Source organism: Kiritimatiellaceae bacterium (assembly GCA_013141415.1).
Lineage (GTDB): Bacteria > Verrucomicrobiota > Kiritimatiellia > Kiritimatiellales > Tichowtungiaceae > Tichowtungia.
In genome coordinates this window covers 13,362-37,866 of record JABFQY010000004.1, presented here as the reverse complement: position 1 = coordinate 37,866, position 24,505 = coordinate 13,362, and the positions used below count along the sequence as shown (strand labels likewise).

Genomic DNA, 24,505 nt, shown 5'->3' with positions numbered 1-24,505 from the left:
GTCGCACTGCGTTTGCCGCCGCACTCCAAAACATTGCACGCATCCACCGATTATTGAATGCTGATCCGGTGCGTACAAACGAACGTTTCGCCCGCTCCAAGATACTGGATACCCGGCTTTTTCATGATGTCGCCATACGGCTGTTCGGGGTCGGCGTAACCGTACCACGGTTCGATGCAGACAAACGGTGCGCCAGGCTTGGACCAGATGCCGAGCTGCGGAAATCCGGGGAACTCCACTGTTAAGCGGCGTGAGTGGTGCTTTGCGCCGAGCGTGATTTTTTCTGACTTCATGTCCATAAACACCAGAGCGTCTTGGTCAAACAGCGTTTCAGTGAGCTGAATGATGCTGGAGTTTTCTAAAACCGGTGCCGTTTCGCTACGGATTAATCCATGTGAGCTGACCAGATGAGTGTTAAGCGTTTCAGCTTTTTCAAGCTCCAGAAAGCACTCATCGACCGGGCCGTGCAGATTAAATGCCGGATGAGCGCCGATCGAGAAGGGCATCCTTTCTACACCGTTATTCCGCACCTCATAACTGATTTCGAGGCTGTTGACGTTCAGGCGGTAAATGATGTTCAGGGCGAATTCAAACGGATAGCGGGCGCGGGTTTCGGCGGTCGGCAGAAGCTGGAAAACGAGTGAGTGTTCACTCTGTTCGACCAGACTGAATTCCATGTCGCGCGCAAAGCCGTGCGGCGGCAGTTCAAACGTTTTTCCGTTCAGCTCGTAGCGTCCGTTGAGCAGTCTTCCGACGACTGGAAAAAGTACCGGCGCGTGACGGGCCCAGAATGCTGGGTCGGCCTGCCACATGTATTCCGTGCCGCCGGAATCTCTGATGCTGCAAAGCTCAGCGCCTTTTTCTTTTACACCGATGGTCAGGAATTTGTTAGCAATCGATCTCATTGTTTTCTCCGGAGTTCAGGGCGGTTAGTAAAAGCGACCAGAAGCAAAGTACGATATTCACCAGCGGAAACTGCAAAGCCGGCGGCAGACAGTAGACGATGGCGACCGTTGGAATCCACACAGCCCAGAGGGCCAGCAGAATCGAAGGAAGTTTGATCAGAAACTGTTTGCGCGAAAAGCTCTTGATCGCGGCCTGGAATGAGAAGCCACAGTTTTTCCAGTGCATCGTCACGATGGCAAACGGCGCGGACCAAAAGACGCTGAACACAAACTGATCAACCACCACTTTTTTTATGATCGTCGCGGCATCAACCTGATCGCCGAACAGGACGGACTGTGCCTGATAAAGAGAGTCGATCGCCAGTCCGGTGATCGCCCAGAATCCCAGCATAAAAAGCAGTTCTGAAATGTAACGCCCGGCGGCAATTTTTTTCCGGACGGCCAGAAAGAGAAAAGGAATCAATCCGCCGAAAAGAGCGGTGGCCAGAAGAGGAAACAGAAACCCGGTTGCCTGCCTGATTTTCGGAACTTCCAGCAACATTTGCCGGGTCGGCGGATGAAAGTAGTAGAGCAGAACCAGTGCCAGAGCCAACCCTTGCAGAAGAAGTCCCGGCCCGATATTTTTCTTTGCGGCGTTCAGGCCGTTCCTAAAAATGATGTGCATAGGGCGCGGGTTGTAATCTACTGCAAAGGTTGTGACGAATAAAAAGCGTCAGAATTTTCAGTTCGGTTGAAAATTACTTCCGTTTTCGGCGCTTCTGTTGCTTCGGGCCGTGTGGGCGGTCGCCGGTCAGCGTGACCTGCTGTTTTTTCTGTTTACTGCGCGGCGGAACGCCCTTCTTGTTCCTGCTGGCGGCAAATGCGGTCGCCGCTTTTTGTCCTTCGAGGTTGAAGTCGATGAATTTATGAGCCAGATCGACTTTGACCAGTTCGACATCAATCACATCGCCGATTTTAAACATCCGGCGGGTGCGCTGACCGGTGGCACGGGTTTTCGCGGCGTTCACGTCGTAGCGGTCGTCGGTGATGGAGGCGAAAGGAACCAGCCCGCGCTGAATGGTGTCGGTGAGTTCGACGATGAGCCCTTTATTAAGGATCCGGATGATGCATCCTTTGTACGGGCCGGTTTCACCTTTATAGAGCAGGTTGTTGTAATACTCGACGCGGCGCAGTTCGATACTTTCCTTTTCGGCCTGATCGGCTTCGGTTTCGGTGCGGGTACATTGCGCGGCGATGGACTCAATGTCTTTCGTCCGGTACGGCGACGACTGCTTTTCTTCCAGCGCGCTGAGCAGGCGGTGGATGACGAGGTCGGGATAGCGCCGGATCGGTGAAGTGAAATGAACGTAGTCCTCGAAAGCGAGGCCGAAGTGCCCGACCGGCTCGGCGGAATAACCGGCGCGCTTAAGGTTGCGCAGGACGGCGAGGCTTCCGGTGTATTCCAGCGGCGTGCCTTCGATTTTTTCCATCACGACATTGATGTCACTGCGCGTCAGCGGAATGGCGTTAATGCCGAGCGCCTGAAGTTCAGCGCCCATCTGCGCCCACTGGTCTTCGTCTGGTTCTTCGTGAATACGGTGAATCGCAGGCCACTGGGCATCTTTCAGTTTGCGGGCGACGGCGACGTTCGCCAACAACATGCATTCTTCGATGAGCTGATACGCTTCCTTGGCTTCGCCTTTTTTGATCGAAGCGACTTTGCCGTCTTTATCCATCAGGCATTTGATTTGAGGTGTATTGATTTCAAGCGAGCCGTTGGCGGTGCGCCGTGCGCGGGCCGCGCGGGCCAGCGGACGCAACGCCATGATCGCATCAGAAACGTTCGACGGAATTCCGGTATGTTCATCGCCGTCGAACAGAGACTGTACCTGTTCATAAGTGAGTCGCGCATCCGAATGAATAATTGAGCGGCAGCTTTCCGCGCTGAGCATCTGACCCTTTTCGTCGAGCAGGATTTCGACGGTATGCGCCAGCCGGTCAACGTGCGGATTTAGGCTGCAAATCCGCGTTGTCAGTTCGGTCGGCAGCATCATGACGACGCGGTCAACGAGATAAATGCTGTTGCCGCGGTGCAGCGCTTCTTTGTCGAGCAGCGAGCCGCGCGGCACAAAGTGGGCGACGTCGGCGATGTGTACGGAAAGCTTCCAGCCCCGGGAAACTTTCTCCAGCGAAATGGCATCGTCGAAATCGCGCGCGGTTTCCGGATCGATGGTGAACGTCAGCCGTTTACGCAGATCCTGCCGGTTTTCGTAATCCTCCGGGCGCAGTTCGTGCGGCATCCGCGCGGCTTCGGCGAGAACCTCTTCGGAGAAATTCTGCTGGAAGCCGTGGGCGCGCAGGATGCACTGCATCTCGACATTCGGGTCGTCGCGGTCGCCGAGGGCTTCAATCACTTTTCCGGTGAGCGGCTTGAACGGATCGCTCCATTCATTGAGTTCAATCACCACCTTGTAATTTTCTGGCGTTTCTTCGAGACCTTTTTCCCAGGCGGCGACGCGGATATCCTGAATCAGCCGCAGATTATCGGGAATCACATAAGCGTAGTAGGGCGTCCGGCGGAGCAGTCCGACGATTTCCGTATTTTTGCGGTCGAGAACTTCAACCACACGGCCTTCGCGATTGCTGAATGACGGCGATTGTCCGCCGCCGCGACTGCCGCGCCGATCCGGCGCGGACTTCGGGAAGAGTTCAACGGAAACGCGATCCTCATGGAGCGCGCACTTTAGATCGTCGCGGGCGATGTAGATTTCTTCGCCGCCGTTATCAGGAGCAAACAGACCGAAGCCCTTTTCCATCACACGCACACTGCCGGTCACCGTTTGTCCGGAAGAGTTTTTTCCGGCCGCCGCCCAGCGGTTTTTCCGCAAGCAGGAAACCTTGCCCTGTTTTTCGAGGTCGATCAGCGCCTGCCGCAGTTTATTGCGCTCCGTGCTATGGATCCGCATGGCCTTGGCCAGATCGGGGCGGGTCAGCGGCTGATAGTTGGGTTTATTCAGATGGGCGAGAATGCGCTGTTCAAGTGTCGGATTTGTCATGCGGGGAGCTTAGCCGCTAATTCCAGCCGGAATCAACACTAATGAGGCGGTGGTCGCCCGGGCATGTCAAGCAGGGCGCCTCGACGATTTCTTGCCACACAATTCAACTTTAACAAATTCTTTACACAAGCGCCTTGACGGAATACGGGGTGATAGATAGCTTGCCGGAAGTCTTTAAAACAAAGTAAAGCGCGTCCGGGGAATTAATGAATAAAGCGAAACTTTTCGGCCTGTGTATTGCCGTTGCGGGATTATGTCTGGTGACTGCGGCTCGCAGTGATGACTTGCTTGTCAGCGGCGAGGCTGAAAGTAACGGCTTGAGCATCGTCGTGTCTGCGCCCGGCGAATTTACTAATCGCGTAGAAATTTATACCTGTTCAAATCTTGTTTCCGGCGATTGGCGTGTGGCCGCTGTGAGTCTGCGGCCGGTCGACGGAAATCCTGCCCGATGGTACACCGGAATCAGTAACGGCGGATTTTTTGTTGCCGGGAATATGGATATAGACAGCGACGGCGACGGCATCCCGGATGCCCGCGAAAAATATGTTTACAAAACATCTCCGGACAAGTGGGACAGCGCCGGGGACTGGATTTCCGATGGTTGGAAAGTTGCGCATAGTCTGAATCCGCTGATACCGAATCGCGCTGTGGATTCCGATAGCGACGGGCTGGATAACAGCACGGAGTATATGTGGGGCACTGACCCTCTTTGTTCAGACAGCGACGGCGACGGAATGCCGGATGCTTGGGAACTCAACGCAGGAATGGATCCTCTGATGAATGATGCCGGAGCAGATCCTGACGGCGACGGTCTGACGAATCACGAGGAATTTTTCGCCGGTACAAATCCCATGATCTCAGATACCGATGCAGATGGGATTCCTGACGGCTTTGAAGCGCATCACGGGATGAATCCATGTGATTCGCGTGACGCCATGAATGATCTGGACGGTGATTTAGTTCCGAACTTGTATGAATATCTTCATAGCACCGATCCATCGAATCCTGTTGCGGTGCCGGTGCCGGATGCAGTCGTCAGTTTGAACGGGCATGACGGCACCTTTACGGACATCCAAGCCGCCATAAATTCCGTGGCGAACAATGAATATCCGGTCATTTTCATTGAGCCGGGAATTTACAATATGGGGGCGGCGGCCGAGTTGGCTTTAACCAACGTTCTTATTTATGCAGCACCCGGCACCGTCGTGCTGGATGGCAACGGATCAAGCCGTCTGTTTGATGCGACTTACGGCTGGCCGGTTCTTGCCGGGCTGACGCTGCAAAACGGCTATTCTGCCGATAATGGCGGCGCAATTTATGTTTCCGGAGCCGGATCAATTATACGCAACTGTGTGTTTTCTTTTAACCGTGCGGAAACTGCTGGCGGTGCGATTTATGCCGGCAGCGAAACAATGGAAGTGTTTAACTGTGTTTTTAATGACAATCAGGCTTTGCAGGGTGGTGCCGTTTACAGCGAGACCGCCGGATCGGAATTGAACCATTGTACATTGCTCAATAATCATGCCTGGGAGCGGGGCGGTGCGATTTATAATGGAACTGCTATTAACTGCGTGGTGTGGAGTAACCGGGCGGATTTAAGTGACGCCCAGATTTACGGTGCGACGGTTTCGTATTCCTGCATAGAGGACGGTTATTCCGGTGCATCCAACATCGACGTTAACCCCCGACTGGTGCAGTTGTGGCACACGGCATCGGAAAAGTCGTCCGTTGTGAACTGCGGTAACAGAGAAAACGCGGCGAATTTCGATTTGAATGGCGGATTGCGCGATGCGCTTCCGGACATGGGCGCGGATGAGTGGGTGGACATGGATACAGACGACCTGCCGGATTGGTGGGAAAAACTCTGGTTCGGACGCCTTGATGCGGTTTCCAGCGGCCAGCTTGCGGATACCCCCGGGCGGAGTCTGACGTACCGGCAGAAATATCTGTACGGTTTAAGTCCGTCCTTTAGCGACACGGATTCGGATGGCCTATCGGACTGGGCGGAGATCTATATTTATAAAACGGATCCGCTCGCCACCACGGATTTGAGTTCCTCTTTAATGTACTCCATGAAGCCAACCGATTATGAGTGGATCGACATTTCTCAGACAGGACAGGACATCAGCGAAGAAATCCGCGCGTCCACATACAACAATTTCATCGTCGCAGTTCCGCTGGGTTTCGAGTTTCCGTATGCTGGCACCACCAGCACCAATATTTATGTTTCGGCACAGGGCTTTGTCAGTCTCGACGAATATCCGATGATGTGGGGAATCGCTCCGCTTCCTTCGGCGCAGATTGCGCCGAGAACCCTTTGCGCCTTTTGGCATGAATGCTATTTGATCAATAGTCCTGATGCGGCTGTTTATGTGCAAAGCGAGACCGACCGGTGCATTATTTCATTTGAGGACAGTTCCCGGTTGAGTTTTCAGATGGTTCTGCGTGCCGACGGTGGAATTTCCTACAATTATAAAGCAATCGATTTCAGCGAAATCGTCCCGATTATCGGGGCGCAGTGGGAAAGCGGCTCCGTCGAGTTCGCCGCCTTGAAAATCAGAGGACGAACATCGCTGGCGGTTGAAATGAATACGGATGCGGATGGCGATGGCGTCTCTGATATCTGGGAGATGAAATGGTTTGGAACGCCGGATACGGTTACTGACGGCGGAAGTTTTGTCGGAGGAACCGGAGTTTTTACCTATGCCGAAGCGGCCTACCTTGGACTTAATCCGAACGCGACCAGTGCGAACAGCAACGGATGGTCCGTCGCGGAAGAAATAATTTTTGGCCCCGATTCCGACGGCGACGGGATGTCGGATCGGTTTGAGATGGGGCGCGGTCTGGATCCTTTCGATCCATCGGACGCGCTAATTGATTCCGACGGTGACGGATTCCCGAATGTCTATGAATGCAGGCACGGCACTGATTTGTTTGACGCAAATTCTTTTCCTCCGCCCGACCGGTATGTGTCGCTCTCCGGGCAGCATATTGCGCCGTTTAACAGCAACATGACCGCCGCCACGAATATCCAGTCGGTTCTCTCTTTGATAAACGACTATGACATTATTTCTATATCGGACGGGACTTACTGTGGACCGGAAAACAGAAACCTGAACTCACTCGGACACCCGTTCATGCTTTTCTCCGAGAGCGGCCCGGAAAATTGTATTCTGGACGGAGAAAATGAAGCGCGGAGTCTTATCCTTGGAAATATGCAACAGGACGAATTCCTCAAAAATCCGCGACCCGGATTTTTTATTCTGCGGGGACTCCAGTTTTTTCAGGACACGCCGGAGGCAATAGGCCCAGAAGCGTGGCAAGCGTGGTCGTGGTGCGGTGGTGCCGTTTTTTGCCGGAACTCAAATCTTTTAATCGAAAATTGTATTTTCCGATCCAATGTGACGGCGAATGCTTGGGGCGCCAGCGCTGTTTACGGCGAGAATATGGGAGCCGTTTTTAAGGACTGTCTTTTCGACGGCAATGAGCCGTTTTCCCCTCACATGGCATCGTCCTTTGATCCGAGAAGAGGCATGCTGCATTTTTACAGCTCGGACGTGCAAATACTCAACAGCACGGCGACTGGCAACCGGGGGCATCACGGGCTGCTTTTCTATGACTCTTCGCTCCGGATGGATGACTGTTCGTTCACCGGAAACTCATGCAGTCTATTGACTGCGGAGAACGGTTCCGTCCGGATAAACCGCTGTCTGTTTCTGCAGAACGACCCGCTGCATGAGGCGCTGATCACTGGCGGTGATTCCGAAATTTCTGTTTCTGATTCAACCTTCCGGCGGAACCCCGGATCGCAGGGGGTGATTAATATTTGGAACGGAGAAAGCGATTTCCTCAATTGCCTTTTTCTGGAAAACGGCATAAGTGGCGGTGAAGATGTCGGCGTGTTTAATTTTATGGGGGCTGCCTCTGCCCGGTTGCAAAACTGCACTCTATACAGCAATGACTGTTTCGGAGTTTTAGGTTTCGCGAATACCGGCGCGGATGCCGGCATTTCCGTGCGGAATACGATTCTATGGGGAAACTCAAAAGGCTCGTACCCTGCTGTGACCGGGTGGGGCTGGAGTTACGAAGTGATAAGACCCGTTTTTGAATTCTGCTGTCTTCCGGAAGTGACAGGCACAAACAATATTCACATCAACCCAATGCTGAACTCGGTGACCGGTGAACCGTTGCCGAATTCTCCTTGCATTGATCACGGCAGCGATCAAGGGGCGCCGGAGAAAGATCCCGCCGGAAATCCCCGCTGGGATCATCCGCTTTGGAGTAACGATGCAGACTCCTCTGTTACTGATATCGGCGTATTTGAATTTTCCGACAGCGACACGGACGGCGACGGATTGGGCGATAAGTGGGAGATTTTCTATTTTACCAACATTACCGTCGCTTCCGGTCGGGAGGATTTTGATCAGGACGGGGTTTCCGTTCGCGAAGAGTACCGTTACAACACCCACCCGCTTTGCGCTGACACGGACAGCGACGGACTGAGTGACCGGGAGGAAATCGTTGTATACGGAACCGATCCGAATAATCCAGACACCGACTTTGACGGTCTGACTGACGCCGATGAGATCCGGATACACCATACCGATTCGAAGCGTGCGGATACAGACGGCGACGGGTTGAACGACGGCGATGAAGTTTATCTGTATGATACAAATCCGTTGGATCCGGCGACCGATGCGGATGGTGACGGACTGCGTGATTGCGATGAAATTCTTCTTTATGGCACGGATCGGCTTTGCACGGACACGGACGGTGACGGGTTGAGTGACTGGGATGAGATATTTGTTTACGGAACCAACCCGAACGTTTCTGATACCGATGATGATGGACTAAATGACGGGGAAGAAATATTGGTTTGGAGTACCAATCCACTTAAGGCGGACAGTGACGACGACGGCATGCCGGACAAGTGGGAGTTTGATCGCGGCCTGCAACCTTTAGTCGACGATGCACTGCTGGATCCGGACGGCGACGGCTTGGTCAACCTGAAGGAGTACCGCCGCGGTGGCGATCCATATAACTCGGACTCTCCCGGTGCTGGCACAGGAATGACCGTTAACGAAATTTACGGCGACAGCGATGGCCGGAGCAGTTACGATTGGCTGATGTGTGACGGTTATGGCGGACCTGGCGGAGATGCCAACGATAACGGGCAACTTAACTGTGATGAATTTCACCGCTATCCATCGTTCAGTGTGAGTGTTGCAAAAGATACAAAAGACATAAATGTTTCTCCGCCCGAATTTCTTTTTCAGGGCGCGGTTACAAAGCGCAACCCGGAGGCCGCGTTTGTCAGTACGGTTCCTGGTCCAGAACACAAACCCGAAGTCAACTATGTGGTTTTTCTGAAAGAATTTTTCGGAGAACCGGGGGCGAGATACCGGAAAACTGATATAACCGCGGTTAATCAGGACGGTTCGATCCATGAGCAAAGACTCATGCGGACTTCCGCGCTGGTCGCCGAGGATTCGAGCTTCATTTATCCATATTCACTGGATTACAGAATTAAAAGAGCCGCTGCCGGAGCTTACGGTCGGCGAATGAGTGTTCCGCTGAACAACACGCCCGGCTGTCTTGGGGACACGAACGCGGCGGGGCTGGTTGTTTTTAAACGGATTATTATTCATCCGGATGCTCCCACGCCGAGAATTTGCCTTTCCGCTTCTTCTAATCTCCGCCTTTACAGGGCGTCGAACGGCCAGCCGATTACTTTTCATACTCGCGGGGAAACTCAGCCGGAACCTGCGGAAGATATTTCTGCTGAATTGCGTACCAACGATCTGGCTGTACTCGTTGTGGGCGCCGGCGCCGGTTCGCCGGCGGAGCAGGGGTTGGACTATTACGCCGACGAGAGCTTTTACGCGCCTTACTACGGCCCATACGTCGGAGCATTGTGGCCGACATCCTGCGGGTCGTGGGGTTCGTACGTGGGACTCTATTGCGGAGATGCGGTAACCCGCTATTCCTACTTTGAAAACGACATGCCCCGTTTTTCCGTTGAAGTTCGGATCGAACCAAAACTGGTTCCGGACTGGAACCGTGACCGGCAGATAGACCTTGCCGATGAAAACGAATCCACCAACGGACTTCCTTTCCGCTTCTGGATCAACGACGACAGCGACTCCGGCGATATCGCCGAAGGTGACAGCGACATTCCCGGCCAGAAAGAAAGCTGGTTACCGAGGAGCCGCACTCCAAACTGTAAAGATCAAAAAGTCAACGGGCGCTGCGACCTGACCGACTTCTTCCCCGTCTGGCTCGATATCGGTTTGGTGCTGGCCGGTTGTCCGGTTACCAACGGGTTTACGTACCGGCTGAGTCAGGCCAGTAATGCCTTGCAGTTTGTTTATACCGATTTGGCTAAAACGAACGCCGGAGACTACCTCATCACCGACATCAGCTCCTGCGGCTCCAACTTCACTCAGAACGTCCGCGATGCGGATGCCATCCAAATCACCTCAGGCGGCGTTGACTTAAGTTCCGAATTTATTGAACGGATTATAGAAAATCCGAACAACGGCATTCTGTTGATGGAGGCGATCCGACCATCAACTGCGCCGCTGATTCTTCAAGTTCTCTCCAACGACACCGTCGTCGCCCGAACCGAACTGCCCTTACGCCTCTCCGGCGTCGAAGACATGTTCCGCCACAAAAATCTACGTCCGGAAATTGGAGGCGATAAACATGTTGATGACCGAAGTACTGCGCCGAACTGGCCTGATTCGCTGTGCAGTACAACAAATCTCTTTTTCTTGCACGGATTCAGCGTTGATGAACAATCCTCACGCGGCTGGCAAGCTGAAATGTTTAAACGCCTTTACTGGTCAGGGTCGAAGGCCAGATTTCACGCCATAACTTGGCGCGGTGACGAATCCGGGGTGGTCGACCCTTGGTATCAAAGAAATGTAAATCACGCATTCCAAACAGCGCCGTATTTGAAAAACTATGTGGAATCAATCGGCGGATCAAAGATTATGCTGGCGCACAGCCTTGGAAACATGGTCGTATCCAGTGCAATTCAAGATTATGGCATGAGTGTGCAAAAATATCTGATGCTGGATGCCGCCGTGGCTTCGGAGGCCTTTGATGGTTCTCTATTCAACGCCGCCGCGAACAACAATCCAATGTTGCACGCCGACTGGCGCGGATATGCACTGCAGACGTGGTCGGCCAATTTCCATGAACTTTACTCACTCCCCGACACACGGGCGAAACTGACTTGGCGCGGACGTTTCGCCGCAGTTGTGCCGTTTGCATACAACTTTTACAGTTCGGAGGATGAAGTGTTTGAAATCAATCAGGCGTCGGTTAACATGATGACCGGTGTTGAATTTGATTTTGATATCTGGCTTCCCAGTTCGGAAATTCACGGATTGGAGCGGTACACATGGCAAAAGCAGGAAGTGTTCAAAGGCCGTGATTTTCCCGGACTGCCGTCGCCGATTGGCTCCACCAAGTGGTGGGGATGGGGCTTTCATCACAATCTGCTTGGGCTGAAGGCTTATTCAGCCGAAGAAGCTAACGTTTTGGATGCTTCAGCACGGCAAAAAGACCCGGCGTTTGGCCATTACCCCGACCGGTATATTCATGTAGGCACCCTTGGCACCAACGAGGTTAATCAAATGCTCGCCATGGGGATTTCTGCTATGTCGCCTTCGGTTGGGTTAACCAACATCGAGGCAATTATTCCAGCGAAGAACATTAATATCAGCACCCTTAAAGCAAATGGCTGGCCGAGGAATCATCCCGTTTATAAAAAACGGTGGCTCCACAGCGACTGTAAAGACGTTGCCTATTTATACACATACGAATTGTTCAACGAACTGACATTGGAAGGTGGTCTGAAATGAAAAAAATAATTATTGGATTAGTGTTGATAGGGCTGTTCTCTCTATCAAGTTATGCTGGAAAATATGGAACTGCCGTTACGCAGGGCGGAAAGGCAAAGATCACTTTTCGGGTGTTGGACGACGAGCAAAATTCCGTTGCACAGGTCAAGGTGCAGGCCGGTTTTTATTATAATCCCGAAAAGCAGGGAATTATTACGGGAGAAACCGATACGAACGGACTATGCGCCGTTGAAGGGGTTACCTGTATGGACATGTGGTACTCTATGGAAAAGAGCGGATATTACGAAACGGAGGGGCGTTATGTTTTTGGAATGGTTGAACCGCCGGTAATCAACAATCGCTGGCAGCCGTGGAACCCGACCAATACGGTGGTTCTAAAGCGAATTAAAAATCCGGTTCCGATGTATGTAAAGAAGGTCGAAACGGTAATTCCTGCGCTCAATCAGCCGATTGGGTTCGATTTCGAAAAAGGCGATTGGGTTTCCCCTTATGGGAAGGGTTCCCGGACGGATATGCTCTTTTTCGCAACCGGGAAATTTGACTCCAATTTAGAGCGGAACTCATTTTTAGAGATAACCTTCCCTAATCAAAAGGATGGGATTAAGACGTTTGAAATTCCGGTTAAACCTGAATTTAATGATAGAAGCATGTTTGCTTCGCCATATTTTTCTTCAGAGTTCGGTTATGCAACGAACTGGATTTATGAGCGAAAAATCACGCCGACTCGTGATGGGCGAATTAATCCTTCTCCAAGAGAGAACATGAACTTTTTCTTTCGCGCGCAAACGGTGGTGAATGGAAGCGGAGAAATAATTTCAGCCAAATATGGCAAAATCTACGGCGATATTATCTGCGATTTCGCGGACGAAAAAAATCTGGGCGTCTATTTTACCTATTACCTGAATCCAACTTTCAATGATCGGAACGTCGAATTCGATCCAGACAAAAACCTTTTCGGTGGCCGCGACCGCTTTGCGCCTTAACGCCAGCTAGTTCTTTGCGTACAGTTTCTCGATGTACTGTTTCGCGCTGGCGCTCCAGGAGAAGCGTGCTTCGGCGGCGGCTGTGCAGACGGCCTGCCATTTTTCCGGTTCCGACGTGCGTAGGTGTAATGCGTCTTTAAGCGCGGCGGCCATGTTGTCCACTTGTTTATGAAGCGTTGAGCCCTCAAATCCGAAGCCGTTGATACCGGGACGGATGGTGTCGCGCAGTCCGCCGGTAAGATGAACAAGGCACGGCTGGCCTTCGCGCATGGCGAGCATCTGGCTGATTCCGCACGGCTCGAACGAACTGGGCATTAAGAAGAGATCGCCGGATGCGTAGAGATTTTCCGCCGCTTTATTGGCGTAGCTGTTGAGGAATAGAAAGTTGCTGTGCGTCGCGGCGGCTTCGGTGAGGAAGGCTTCGGTGTCGCGGTCGCCGGTGCCGATCAGGATATACAGACCTTTCGGGCCAATGGCTTTCAGGATTTTTTCAAGTCCGGAAACGCCGTCGGTTCCGGGAGCTTTGATCAGCAGCATTTTCTGGTCGACGACGCGGCTGATGCTGGTGGCGATAAACGACGGTTTACTCCGCGACGCTTCGAGTTTTTCCAAGCGTTGGAACGCAAGGAAATCAGCGAAGGACAGGTCGGAGCGTCGCGAGGCCCAGTGCGCGGCTTCGGCTTTTAGAATGCCAATCAGTTTGCCGATATCACACTTCGCCGGGTTTACGGACGGATATTCGCATCCATTAAGAATTCCGTGCAGGCGGCCTTCGGCCATGGCGCGCTGCAAGTCGCCGTCGAGTCCTTCGCCGCCGAAGAATTGCGGCGGGCGGCTGGGTTCGAGGATTTCAAGGGCGTACGTCGGTGAAACCGTATGAACGGTGTCGGCCAGCCGGATGCCAACGGCCATCGGATTGATGCAGTCGATCCAGCGCGGGTCGCGCAGTTCGCCGGGAATTTCGTCGCCGAACTGAATGTCGGGATACCAGCTTTCCAGCGAAGAGCGGTCGCCGCTGAGCGGGCGGATGCCCTGCAAGGCGAGATTATGAATGGTGTAAACCGTGCGGAGCTTTTTCAGCGCGGCACAGGCCGGATCATATTTACGGAGCAGGAGCAGAAAGGCGGCGTGCCAGTCGTGCAGGTGCAGAACGTCGAGCGGGCCGAAAAGATTTTCCTGCACAGCGGCGGAAACGGCGGCGCAGAAGCAGGCGAATTTTGTGGCGTCGGTGGCGAACGGGCGGCCAAGCGGATCGTTGCTGTAAATGTCGTACTGCTCTTTTTCGGCGTTGTAATGGAGGAAGGCGGGATGGTCGATGACGTAGTGAGCAGAGCGCTCAGCCATAGCGGTGCGCGGCCGGACGCGGTAGAGAACGGCTTCGTCCTGATGTCCGGCGAAAACAAACCGGATAGAGGCAACGCGGGTCGAGCCGCCCAGTTCGTGCAGGAAGCCGTAAGACGGGGTGACGATGGAGGTCTGACAACCTTGGTCGGCCAGCGCGGACGGAATGTCGCGAATTACGTCGCCAATACCGCCGACCTTACAGCGGGTAATACCGTCATTTTCGGCGGCAACCATCAGAATATTCAACGGATTGTTCATGGGACAAGACGGTATCAGAGGGTTTTGCCAGCGGGAAGAAGCTTTTTTTCGACCGGAGTGTGAATTTAACCGACAGATTAAGACATAAAATTATTCGTAAATTATCTTTATGTGATTATTAGTCTAAAAACATACCGTTTTTTTGGTAAAAAATATGATCAATTTTCTTGATGGCTTAAAAATGAGGTGTAAATTTATTCAAATTTTTACAGGCATTGTATTTTAAGGAGAAAACGATGGATAAAACAGTCATGGATGGCGGGCAGGCGCTGATCAAGTGTCTGGAGGCGGAAGGTGTCGAATATATCTTCGGATATTCCGGCGGTTCGGTTATCCCGATTTTTGACGCGATGATCACCACGCCCAGCAACATTAAGTTTGTTCTGGTTCGCCACGAACAGGGCGCTGCTCACATGGCCGACGGCTATGCCCGCGCCACCGGCAAGCCCGCCGTTACGCTTGTCACCAGCGGCCCCGGCGCCACCAACGTGATCACCGGTATTATGACCGCGCACATGGACTCGGTTCCGATGGTTGTTCTGACCGGCCAGTCCGTTTCGTGGATGATCGGCAAAGACGCGTTTCAGGAAGCGGATATTTTCGGCATCACCATGCCGGTTGTTAAGCACAGCTATCTGCTCAAATCAACCAACGACATTCCGCGCACGGTCCGTGAAGCGTTCCATATCGCCACCACCGGCCGGCCCGGCCCGGTCTTGATCGATATTCCGAAGGACATGAGCGCTGGATCGTTTACGGGCAACCTGCACGCCGAAATGGATATTCCGGGATACAACCCGCATTCCGGAGAGATCGACATTGCAACGGTCAAAGAAATTGCCGAAGCCATCAGCAAGTCGCAGCGGCCGGTTATTCTGGCCGGACACGGCGTTTTGATTTCCGGCGGCCACGAAGCATTGCGCACGCTGGCGGAAAAAATGAACGCGCCGGTTACCACGACGCTACTGGGCAAAGGCGCATTTCCGGAAACGCATAAACTGTCGCTCGGCTGGCTCGGTATGCACGGCACGGCTTACGCCAACAAAGCGATGTGCGAATGCGACCTCTTGCTGAATATCGGTTCGCGCTTCGACGACCGCATCATCGGCGATCCGAAATTTTTCTGCAAAGAGGCGACCGTGATTCACGTTGATATTGATCCGGCGGAAATCGGCAAAATGATCCGTCCTCAATACCACTGCATCGCCGACGCCAAACTCTTCATTGAGGAACTGAGTAAGCACGTCGGCAAGCTCAACACGGGTGAGTGGCTGAAAACGCTCGACGGCTGGAAGCAGAAATACCCGCTCAAATTCAAACGGCAGGGCAGCCTCAAAATGCAGCACGTCATCGACGAGTTTTACAAACTGTCCAACGGCAAAGCCGTGGTCGTCACCGACGTCGGCCAGCATCAGATGTGGGCGGCGCAGTTCTATAAAACCGACGCACCGAACAATTTTCTCAGCTCGGGCGGCGCCGGCACGATGGGCTTCGGCGTTCCGGCGGCCATCGGCGCGCAGTTTGGCCGTCCGAAAGACACCGTGATCGCCTTCTGCGGCGACGGCGGTTTCCAGATGACCGAGTTTGAACTCGCCACCGCCGCGCTCCATAAACTGCCTATCAAGTTTGTTGTTCTCAACAACCACTACCTCGGCATGGTTCGCCAGTGGCAGGAACTTTTCTACGAAGACCGCACCAGCGGCGTTGACCTTGAAGGCAATCCTGACTTCGTTAAACTGGCCGACGCCTACGGCATCAAAGGCTTCAACCTGCGCCGCCCCGGCGATGTTAAACGCATCGTCAAAGCCGCGCTGGCCTACAACAAAGGCCCGTGCCTCATCAACTGCGAAGTCGAGAAAACCGACAACGTGTTCCCGATGATTCCCGCCGGCAAGCGCATCGAAGCGATGATTATTGAAGCGCCGAAAGCGGGCAGTAAGAAACTCGAAAAACCGACGGGATCGACCTGATCGGGGGGCAGGAGTCAGGGAACAGGAATCAGAAAAATTTTGTAGGGAGAAAGTCATGATTAACAATAAACCGATTCATACGTTGAGCGTTTACGTCACTAACAAGCCCGGCGTTCTGGCGCGCATTGCGCAAACCTTTTCGCGGCGCGGCTACAACATCGAGTCGCTCGTCGTCTCGCCAGCCATGGACGGCCATTTTTCGCGCATGACCATCGGCGTCAGCGGCGAAGCCGACGGCCTCGACCAGATTATCCGTCAGGTCAGTAAGCTGATCGACGTGTTGCGCTGCACCGACCACACCTATGACGACGCTGTTGTCAAAGAAATGGGTTTGATCAAAATCGCTGTCGGCGCGGAAGGGCGCGGCGAAGCACTGCAGATCGCTGAACACTTCGGCTGTAAAACCGTTGACCTGACCGAAACGTCGATGATCTTGCAGGCGGTTGGCGACCCGTCGAAAATCGACGCGCTGGTTGAGATGATTGAAAAATTCAAAATCATCGAACTCGTCCGCACCGGCAAAGTCCTGCTGGCCCGCGGTGCGCAGACCACATAAAGTAGGACAGGCTTCCAGCCTGTCTAGACAGCCAAGATGGCTGTCCTACGTTAACAGCGTTTATGAAAACCCTTTTGCTAACGCCGCCGCTGTTACAGCCGAACACGCCGTACGCCGCCACGCCGATTCTCACGGCGTGGCTTCGTTTTTGCGGGCACGACGCGGTGCAGGCCGACCTCTCGCTCGAACTGCTTCTTAAATTATTTTCTGCCGACGGTCTCTCGCATCTGAATCTTGATGACGAATACCGCGCGGTGATCGGCGATGTGATGGAGTTTTTACAGGACAAAAATCCATCGTTAGCAAAACGGTTTGCCAAACGCGGCGCACTTCCGGAAGGAACGCACCTTGTTCGTGCCTATGAACAGGAAGAACAGTTCGGCTGGGATTTCCGCGGACTCGACCGCCATGACCGCGCCCGCCATCTATGCAGTCTGTTTCTCGACGACATCGCCGAAGCCGCCGCGCTGATTGATCCGCACTTCGGCTTTTCCCGCTACGCTGAGCATCTGGCGTCCTCACTTCCAAACTTCGGAAAGATTCAGGAGGCACTGGAGCGGCAAGGTAGGGCGCGATCGCCGAGCGCGCCGTCAGTTTTAAATTCCAAGGCCGGCGGGACGCCGGCGATACGTTCTGCGGACGCCGGGACGGCGGCAATATGTACCGCCGGCGTCCCGCCGGCCTTGCTCTTTTTCCAATGGTTGGAAGAACTGACTGACGCGCAGATTCAAAAATACAGCCCTCAGTTGGTTGGAATCACCGTTCCGTTTCCCGGTTGTCTGTTCGGCGCGCTGGCCATTGCGCGGCGGATTAAACAGACCCGGCCAGAAATCCGCATCGTGCTGGGCGGTGGGTACGCGAACACTGAACTGCGCGAACTGACCGATCCGGCCATCTTTGAAACCGTTGATTTCATCACGCTCGACAGCGGCATGCTTCCGCTTCTCCGGATTGCCGAAGGCGCGGAACCGGCGAATTTTGTACGGACGTTTGTTCGTGAGAATGGAGTCGTCTGTTTTTATGACAGCGGCGAAACGCCGGTCGCGCACGACACGCTTCCGCCGCCGGTTTATGACGGCCTGCCGCTCGACCGCTACTTCGGTTTGTTTGAAGTGCTCAATCCGGTTACGCGGCTCTGGTCGGACGGACGCTGGAACAAGCTGGTGCTGGCGCACGGATGCAACTGGAAACGCTGCGCTTTTTGCGACACGACCATCGACTACATCTGCCGCTACGATCCGGCGCGCCCGTCCACCGTCTGCGACTGGATGGAATCGGTCATCGCCGCGACCGGCTTTAACGGATTCCATTTTGTCGACGAAGCGCTTCCGCCTGCGCTACTCGCCGGACTGTGCGACGAAATTCTGCGCCGCGAACTGAACGTCGAGTGGTGGGGCAATATCCGCTTTGAAAAACGGCTGACTAAAGAACTGATCGAAAAGATGGCCGATGCCGGATGTATCGCCGTCACCGGCGGACTCGAAACCTGCTGTGACCGCACACTCAAGCTGATGAACAAAGGCATCACCGTCGCCGGAGCAGAAGAAGTTCTGGTGAATCTGTCAGTGGCGGGCATCATGACACACGCCTACCTGATGTACGGCTTTCCGACGCAGACACTGGACGAAACCTTCCAGGGATTGGAAACCGTCCGCCGTCTAATGGAAGAGGGCGTTTTACATTCGGCCTACTGGCACCGCTTCGCGCTGACGGCGCACAGCGAAATTGCCCGCGAACCCGAACGGTTTGGAATCAAACTCTTGCCGGAAACTTCCGGCGGATTCGCCCGTAACGAAATTCCGTTCGACGGACAGTTTGGTTACGACCTCGCCGCCATCGGCGAAGCGCTCCGCACCGCCACGTATAATTATCAGCACGGCACCGGCTTCGATGTTCGGGTCACGGATTGGCTGAATAAATTTTTTTGAGGAGAATTGGAAATTATCGATTTTGAAGGATGAATCTGGCGCGGTTTAGGAGCCCTTTTCATTTTTTATGTCATCTTTATCTCGAGATTCGCTCTTCGTTTCAACTTCTGGACAATTGTTGGACACCACGAGGGCCAGTCCAGTGCCTTCATTAAACCACTCATGACACGATATTTCTATTCTTCGGGTTCCTTCCCTATAAACCTTGAAATCAGCGCCATGCACAAACGTCTGAAGCGCGCAGATATGAAGATCATCTTCACATTGCAGGAAATATTCGAAGCCATCCGTAGGTTCACGAGCTTGGAATGTCAGATGTATCCAGTGATCGTGACCGCGTTCTACGATACACCATTGGACGATGAGATGATCAGATCCTTTACCAAGCTCACGTAAAGGAATTGTGCTTATAAGAGTGGGATTACCGCGATGTTCGCATTGTTCGGGTTGCGGGAGTTTGTCGAGGATAACCTTACCTTGAGGATCGGAGACGCGTACCCACTTGAAATCAGAACCAAGAGTTTTATCATCCAATCTCATTTGGACATCTGTAAAGCCTTCTATTGTTGGATGGAGTCGGTATGACAGGCGCTGTTCAACACATACAATTTTTTCTTTATCTATAAACGCTCGTGCATCTAACCGGTAATCGCTACGGACCGACTTCTTTGTGATGTTTAACGTATGCTTAACAAAAACATCATAGTATCTGCCTATATCAGCGTAACGTTGTCGTTCTGATTCTGATGGCTTTATTAAGGCAACCAACGCGTTCCGTTTGCTGTCGGCATCGATATTCGCGAGAAAATTTCTGTCTATCACGATGTTTTTCAGCAGAGCGGTAATCTTATCAAGAAACTCCGAAGTACCTGTCGTGAAAGTGAAGAGGACTGCTACTATGATAGTCAGCCCGATCATTTGCATGAAGAGAATAACCGCTTCGATTAGATAATGTGGAGATTTTAGTTCAGCCTGAAGCGTGCAAGACAGCAGAACTAATATAAGACCAAACCAGAAATAATTCGTGAACAATTTGCCCAACCATTTTTTATCTGTCATCGCGGTCTCTCTCTCTTTTAATGAAAGCCCTTCTAAAACGCCTATGGACAGGCAGTTTCTAGCAGGATGATGGGCGGGTGGCAAAGAGTTTATCGGGAAAAGCGGAAAAGAGACAAAGGTTCAGAGGCACACCAGTATCAGGTGCAAATGGTTCTACCTTTGTAGCCGAGGTCCTTGACCTCGGTTCCGCGATCAGGGATCGCGGCTACAGTTCCTATTCAGGCTGTGGGTGGAACGCGACGTCCCGGCGCGTTTTAAAATTAAGCGTGCGCGGCCCTTCGATACAAACTCAGGGCGGGCGCTTCCGCTCACCTCAACTTCCGGCCAGCGGCAGGGATGCCGCTTCCACATTTTCAGATCGTTGAAATTATTCGCCGGGTGAGGTCACCCGGCCTACATTTCGATTCAGGCTGTTGGGTGGAACGCGACGTCCCGGCGCGTTTTGAACGTGCTCGGCCCCTTCGATACAAACTCAGGGCAGGCGAGCCCGTTCCACCTTGTAGCCGAGGTCCTTGACCTCGGTTCCGCGATCGTGGATCGCGGCTACAATTCTCTGCGTTATTTAAAAGGCAACCGCCCGGTCTGTGACGCCCGCGAAGGGTTGCGATACGTACCGCAGGCGTCCCGCCTGTCGCAGAGCGAATTCCCTCTGCGCCCTCAACCTCTCTGCGAGGAATGTTTTATTCAATGCAGGCGATCACGTTCCACCATATTTTGTATTTCATCTGTAGGCCGGATGCCCTCATCCGGCGCAAACGCCCGCTGAGGGCAGCGGGCCTACAAACTTCGGATATGGAATTTACAAGGCAACCGCCCGGGCTGTGACGCCCGCGAAGGGTTGCGATACGTAGCGCCTGTCGCCAGAGCAAAACTCCTCCGTGAACCTCTGTGACCTCGGTGGTGGAAAACTTCTCGACGGAGCCCGACGCGTCCCGCAATCCGCCAATTAGCTGGCACGATCTGATCCGATTGATATACTACCTTGATGAAATTTCGGCGGGAGAGATATCATGATGAATATTCGATTTAAAAAGCGGGTTGTTCTATCGGCGGTGTTACTGTCCGCCACAATCACTCTGGCGTGCAGCACGCCGGTATTCCGGTATGCGATTGAACGCTGGGAGGCCGACCCGTACCGGCTGGTTGTTTTTTCGAATGGCACTCTGACGGAGGATCAGCAGCAGGTTGTTGCCGGGTTTAGAGTGTATGAAACCTCCGGTTACCGCTCATCACCGCTGATTGTCGATGAATATGATATTTCTGCAACCAACCGGCTGGCCGCGGCTGTGCGGGCCGGGCTTCCGACGAACCGCGCCGCGCCGTGCGTCGCTCTGCTTTATCCGGAATTTATGCGCATGGACACCGTCGTCTGGAGCGATGACCTCACCACGAATGCGCTGAACCGGATGATCATGTCGCCAGCCCGGCTGGAAATTGCCCGGCGTTTGCTTGACGGTGATGCCGCGGTCTGGGTTTTTATTCCGGGCGGCGATGCGGAACGGAACCGTGCCATTCATGAAATGCTGAATGCGAAGTTACGCGAGCTCGAAACGACGGTTCAGTACAATGAGGATTTTCTGGCACTAGCGAAAGCCGCAGGTAAGGAACCGCCGAAGCTGAAATTTTCCGTACTGGAGCTTCGTCGCGATAACCGGCAGGAAGCGCCTTTACTGGCGATGCTCACGCAGGTGTCTTCTTCTATTGCCACCAACAGCGGGCCGATCGTTGTTCCAGTTTTCGGGCAGGGGCGGGCGGCGGTGCTGATGATGGACGAGTATGTCGCCGGACCGTACATCGAGAAGGTGGTTCAGTTTTTGACCGGTGCCTGCTCGTGCGAAGTTAAATCGCAGAATCCAGGCTTCGATATTTTGATTCCGGTGGATTGGGTCGGCGGAATCAAACAGGAATATGTTTTTGATGCCGAACTTCCGCCGCTCAAGAGTCCGTCCGCCGAGATGGGAACTTTGCTGAGCGCAACCAACGGCGCCACCGGAACCGCCGGAAAAACAGAGCACCGTCTCTTTGGCGCGGTTCTGAGCGTATTCATTGTAGTCGTGCTGGGCGGCCTTGGCGGCGCCACATGGGTATTGCTTCGCAAAAAACGTAATCATGAATCTTCTTAAACTCACTGTCCGCGAACTGCTACACCGCCGGGTGAACTTCCTGCTGGGCGTACTTTCCGTCCTGCTGGCAACAGCCGTGCTGAGCGGTTCGCTACTTTTGCTCGGCGCGTACGATCGGCACACCGGCGAAATACTCGCCGCCCGACAGGCGGAACTTGAGACGCAGATTCAGCGGCTTCAAGACGATACCGTGAGTGCCATGGAGCATCTCGGCTTCAACATCGTCATTTTACCAGCAGGGCAGAACCTGGCCGACTGGTACGGCGACGACTACGCCGCGCGCACCATGCCCGAATCCTATGTGCAGACATTGGAAAAAAGCGGACTGGTCACGATCGAACAACTGATTCCGGTTTTGCGGCAGAAAATCCGCTGGCCCGAAACGCAGTGGACAATCATTCTCGCCGGAACCGGCGGAAGTGAGGCTGTGCCTGCCGGACAGGTTGACATCGGCACCGAAATTTCCCGCGGTCTTTCTTTGAAAAGCGGCGACACACTTCAGCTGATGGGCCGGACGTTTATCGTTCGCAATGTCATGTTGCAGGAAGCCGCCGCCGATGATGTCACGCTGACACTGCCGCTGGCTGCCGCGCAGGAACTTCTCGGTAAAGCGGGGCAAATCAGCGAAATCCGCGCCCTGCAATGCCGAGCCGCATGGCGCGACGTAAAACGAATCCGAGAAGAGGTTGGAAAAATTCTTCCCGGCACACAGGTGATTGAAAAAGGCTCCGAAGTGCTAGCCAAAGTTACCGCGATCCGGCAGGTTGAAGAAAAGGGCGCCGCGCAAATTGCGAACGAACAGGCGGCGCGGGAACAGATGCGCCGTTCGGTTCAGCGCACGCTTGGTATTTTGATTCCGTTCATCCTGCTGGCGTGTATCGCGTGGATTTACCTGCTGACGGCTGACAACACGGCGCGCCGGACGGCTGAGATCGGTACGCTGTGCTCGCTCGGGTTTTCATCCGGCTACGTCGCCGCCGTTTTTTTGATGCGCGCGGCACTGCTCGGACTGCTCGGCGGAACGGCCGGGCTGCTGATCAGTGCCGCCGTGGCGCGCGGTATGCCGGTTAAACTTTTTGTCTTACTGCTTCCATGCTCGCTCCTGATTGCGCTGGCAGGAAGTTTTCGTCCAGTCTGGCGGGCCGTCCTCCGCGATCCTGCCGATATTCTGAGAGGTGAACCATGAAACTCTTTACATTGATTCGCCGCGAACTGTTCTACCGCCTGCGCCGTACACTCGCCGCGCTTTTGGCCGTCGCCATCGCCGCCGCCGCGCTGACCGCCGCGCTGACGCTGCTGCGTCTGCACGACCGCGCCGCCCGCACTCTGCTGGCCGAGCGGGAAAAGCAGACCGCCGAAGCCGGAGCCGTCTTGCGCGATGAAATGCGCAAGGCCACGCTGAAACTCAGTTTTAATCTGCTGATTCTGCCGGAACAGGTTGATTTGAAGCAGTGGTACATTGATCAGGAGAGCCGCTTTACGCTGCCCGAATCGTACGGCGACAAGCTGGTCAAGTCCGGCATCGTCAGCGTTCAGCATATTCTGCCGATGCTTCAGAAGCGGATCGTCTGGCCGGAAACCGGACGCAATATGGTGCTGATCGGCACGCGCGGCGAAGCGGCCGACCTTTACAAAAATCCGCGCGCGCCGCTGATTCAGCCGGTGCCGGAAGGAACGATCGTTATCGGCTATGAACTGCACCATTCGCTCGGCATCACCAGCAACCAGACCGTTAAACTGATGGGCCGGGAATTTAAAATCCACCGCCTGCACGAAGCGCGCGGAAGCAAAGATGACATCACCGCCTGGATTCACCTGAAAGATGCGCAGGAACTGCTCGACATGAAGGGGCAGATTTCTTCGCTGCTGGCGCTGGAATGTCTCTGCGTCGGCGCGGATGCGCTGGATCAGATTCGCGGCGAAGTCACCGGTATTCTCCCCGGCACGCAGGTTGTCGAGATGGGCACCAAAGTGATTGCCCGAGCCGAAGCGCGGATTCGTGCCGGTGAGGAAACCACACGCCAGCTCGCTGCGGAAAAAGAAAAACAGCGCCAGCTTCAGCTTCAGCGCCAGCGGTTCGCCGCGCTTCTCGTTCCGCTTATGCTCCTGCTGTGCGGCGGCTGGATCGGTCTGCTCACCTTCAGCGATGTGCGCGATCGGCGCGGTGAAATCGGAATGCTGCGCACCATCGGCTTCCGTACTCATTCTCTTCTATTGCTGTTTATCGGCAAGAACCTGCTGGTCGGCCTTGCCGGCGGAGCGCTCGGCTATGCCGCCGCCGCACTGCTTTGCGGCGCGCGTACCGCCGGTATGGACGGACTTTCGGCAGCCGATGCCGCCTCCGTCTGGAGCGTATTCAATCTGCTGATTTCCATGGCCGGAGCCGTCGGACTGATGATGATTTCCGGCTGGATTCCGGCGCTCATCGCCGCACAAACCGATCCCGCTGATGTTTTGAGAGAGGAGTGATCCC

The 24,505-nt window shown here is 54.1% G+C and carries 13 protein-coding genes; 8 read left to right on the top strand and 5 right to left on the bottom strand.

Features of this window, described 5'->3' with window-relative positions; translation table 11 throughout:
• Nucleotides 1-50: 50 nt before the first annotated feature.
• From HOO88_07110 to rnr, 3 genes are all read right to left on the bottom strand, one after another.
• Nucleotides 51-905: an aldose 1-epimerase family protein gene (locus HOO88_07110; protein NOU36522.1), complete on the bottom strand. Its 855-nt coding sequence runs from the start codon at nucleotides 903-905 to the stop codon at nucleotides 51-53.
• The gene (locus HOO88_07105) at nucleotides 889-1,569 is read right to left on the bottom strand and encodes a hypothetical protein (protein NOU36521.1); all 681 of its coding nucleotides are present in this window, start codon (nucleotides 1,567-1,569) and stop codon (nucleotides 889-891) included. Before HOO88_07105 ends, HOO88_07110 begins: the two co-directional genes overlap by 17 nt.
• 73 nt (nucleotides 1,570-1,642) lie before the next feature.
• Entirely contained in the window at nucleotides 1,643-3,940 is a 2,298-nt protein-coding gene (gene rnr / locus HOO88_07100) for a ribonuclease R (GenBank protein ID NOU36520.1), read from the bottom strand.
• A gap of 206 nt (nucleotides 3,941-4,146) precedes the next feature.
• On the opposite strand from rnr, the gene HOO88_07095 reads away from it, so the two are divergent.
• Both HOO88_07095 and HOO88_07090 read left to right on the top strand, forming a co-directional pair.
• The gene (locus HOO88_07095; GenBank protein ID NOU36519.1) at nucleotides 4,147-11,811 is read left to right on the top strand and encodes a hypothetical protein; all 7,665 of its coding nucleotides are present in this window, start codon (nucleotides 4,147-4,149) and stop codon (nucleotides 11,809-11,811) included.
• Entirely contained in the window at nucleotides 11,808-12,794 is a 987-nt protein-coding gene (locus HOO88_07090) for a hypothetical protein (GenBank protein ID NOU36518.1), read from the top strand. Before HOO88_07095 ends, HOO88_07090 begins: the two co-directional genes overlap by 4 nt.
• 6 nt (nucleotides 12,795-12,800) lie before the next feature.
• Here HOO88_07090 and HOO88_07085 read toward each other — a convergent pair whose 3' ends face one another.
• A complete protein-coding gene (locus HOO88_07085; protein ID NOU36517.1) occupies nucleotides 12,801-14,396 on the bottom strand; it encodes a glycosyltransferase in 1,596 nt (531 codons plus the stop codon).
• Between the two features lie 251 nt (nucleotides 14,397-14,647).
• Between HOO88_07085 and ilvB the strand changes: the two genes are divergently transcribed.
• The 3 genes from ilvB (at nucleotide 14,648) to HOO88_07070 (ending at nucleotide 18,850) form a co-directional block, all read left to right on the top strand.
• Entirely contained in the window at nucleotides 14,648-16,366 is a 1,719-nt protein-coding gene (gene ilvB / locus HOO88_07080; GenBank protein ID NOU36516.1) for a biosynthetic-type acetolactate synthase large subunit, read from the top strand.
• 55 nt (nucleotides 16,367-16,421) lie between these two features.
• Nucleotides 16,422-16,922 (top strand): acetolactate synthase small subunit, encoded by a 501-nt coding sequence (gene ilvN / locus HOO88_07075; GenBank protein NOU36515.1) that lies wholly within the window; start codon nucleotides 16,422-16,424, stop codon nucleotides 16,920-16,922.
• A gap of 62 nt (nucleotides 16,923-16,984) precedes the next feature.
• Nucleotides 16,985-18,850 (top strand): radical SAM protein, encoded by a 1,866-nt coding sequence (locus tag HOO88_07070; GenBank protein NOU36514.1) that lies wholly within the window; start codon nucleotides 16,985-16,987, stop codon nucleotides 18,848-18,850.
• A gap of 45 nt (nucleotides 18,851-18,895) precedes the next feature.
• Here HOO88_07070 and HOO88_07065 read toward each other — a convergent pair whose 3' ends face one another.
• On the bottom strand, nucleotides 18,896-19,909 hold the full coding sequence (locus tag HOO88_07065) for a hypothetical protein (GenBank protein ID NOU36513.1): 1,014 nt from the start codon (nucleotides 19,907-19,909) through the stop codon (nucleotides 18,896-18,898).
• A gap of 1,010 nt (nucleotides 19,910-20,919) precedes the next feature.
• Here HOO88_07065 and HOO88_07060 point away from each other — a divergent pair.
• From HOO88_07060 to HOO88_07050, 3 genes are read left to right on the top strand one after another with little or no spacing between them, the layout of a single operon-like run.
• Nucleotides 20,920-22,032 carry a hypothetical protein gene (locus HOO88_07060; protein NOU36512.1) on the top strand — a complete coding sequence of 371 codons (1,113 nt, stop codon included), beginning with the start codon at nucleotides 20,920-20,922 and terminating at the stop codon, nucleotides 22,030-22,032.
• Nucleotides 22,019-23,218 (top strand): hypothetical protein, encoded by a 1,200-nt coding sequence (locus HOO88_07055; GenBank protein NOU36511.1) that lies wholly within the window; start codon nucleotides 22,019-22,021, stop codon nucleotides 23,216-23,218. Before HOO88_07060 ends, HOO88_07055 begins: the two co-directional genes overlap by 14 nt.
• A complete protein-coding gene (locus HOO88_07050; GenBank protein NOU36510.1) occupies nucleotides 23,215-24,501 on the top strand; it encodes an FtsX-like permease family protein in 1,287 nt (428 codons plus the stop codon). The genes HOO88_07055 and HOO88_07050 overlap by 4 nt, the downstream gene beginning before the upstream one ends.
• Nucleotides 24,502-24,505: the final 4 nt, after the last annotated feature.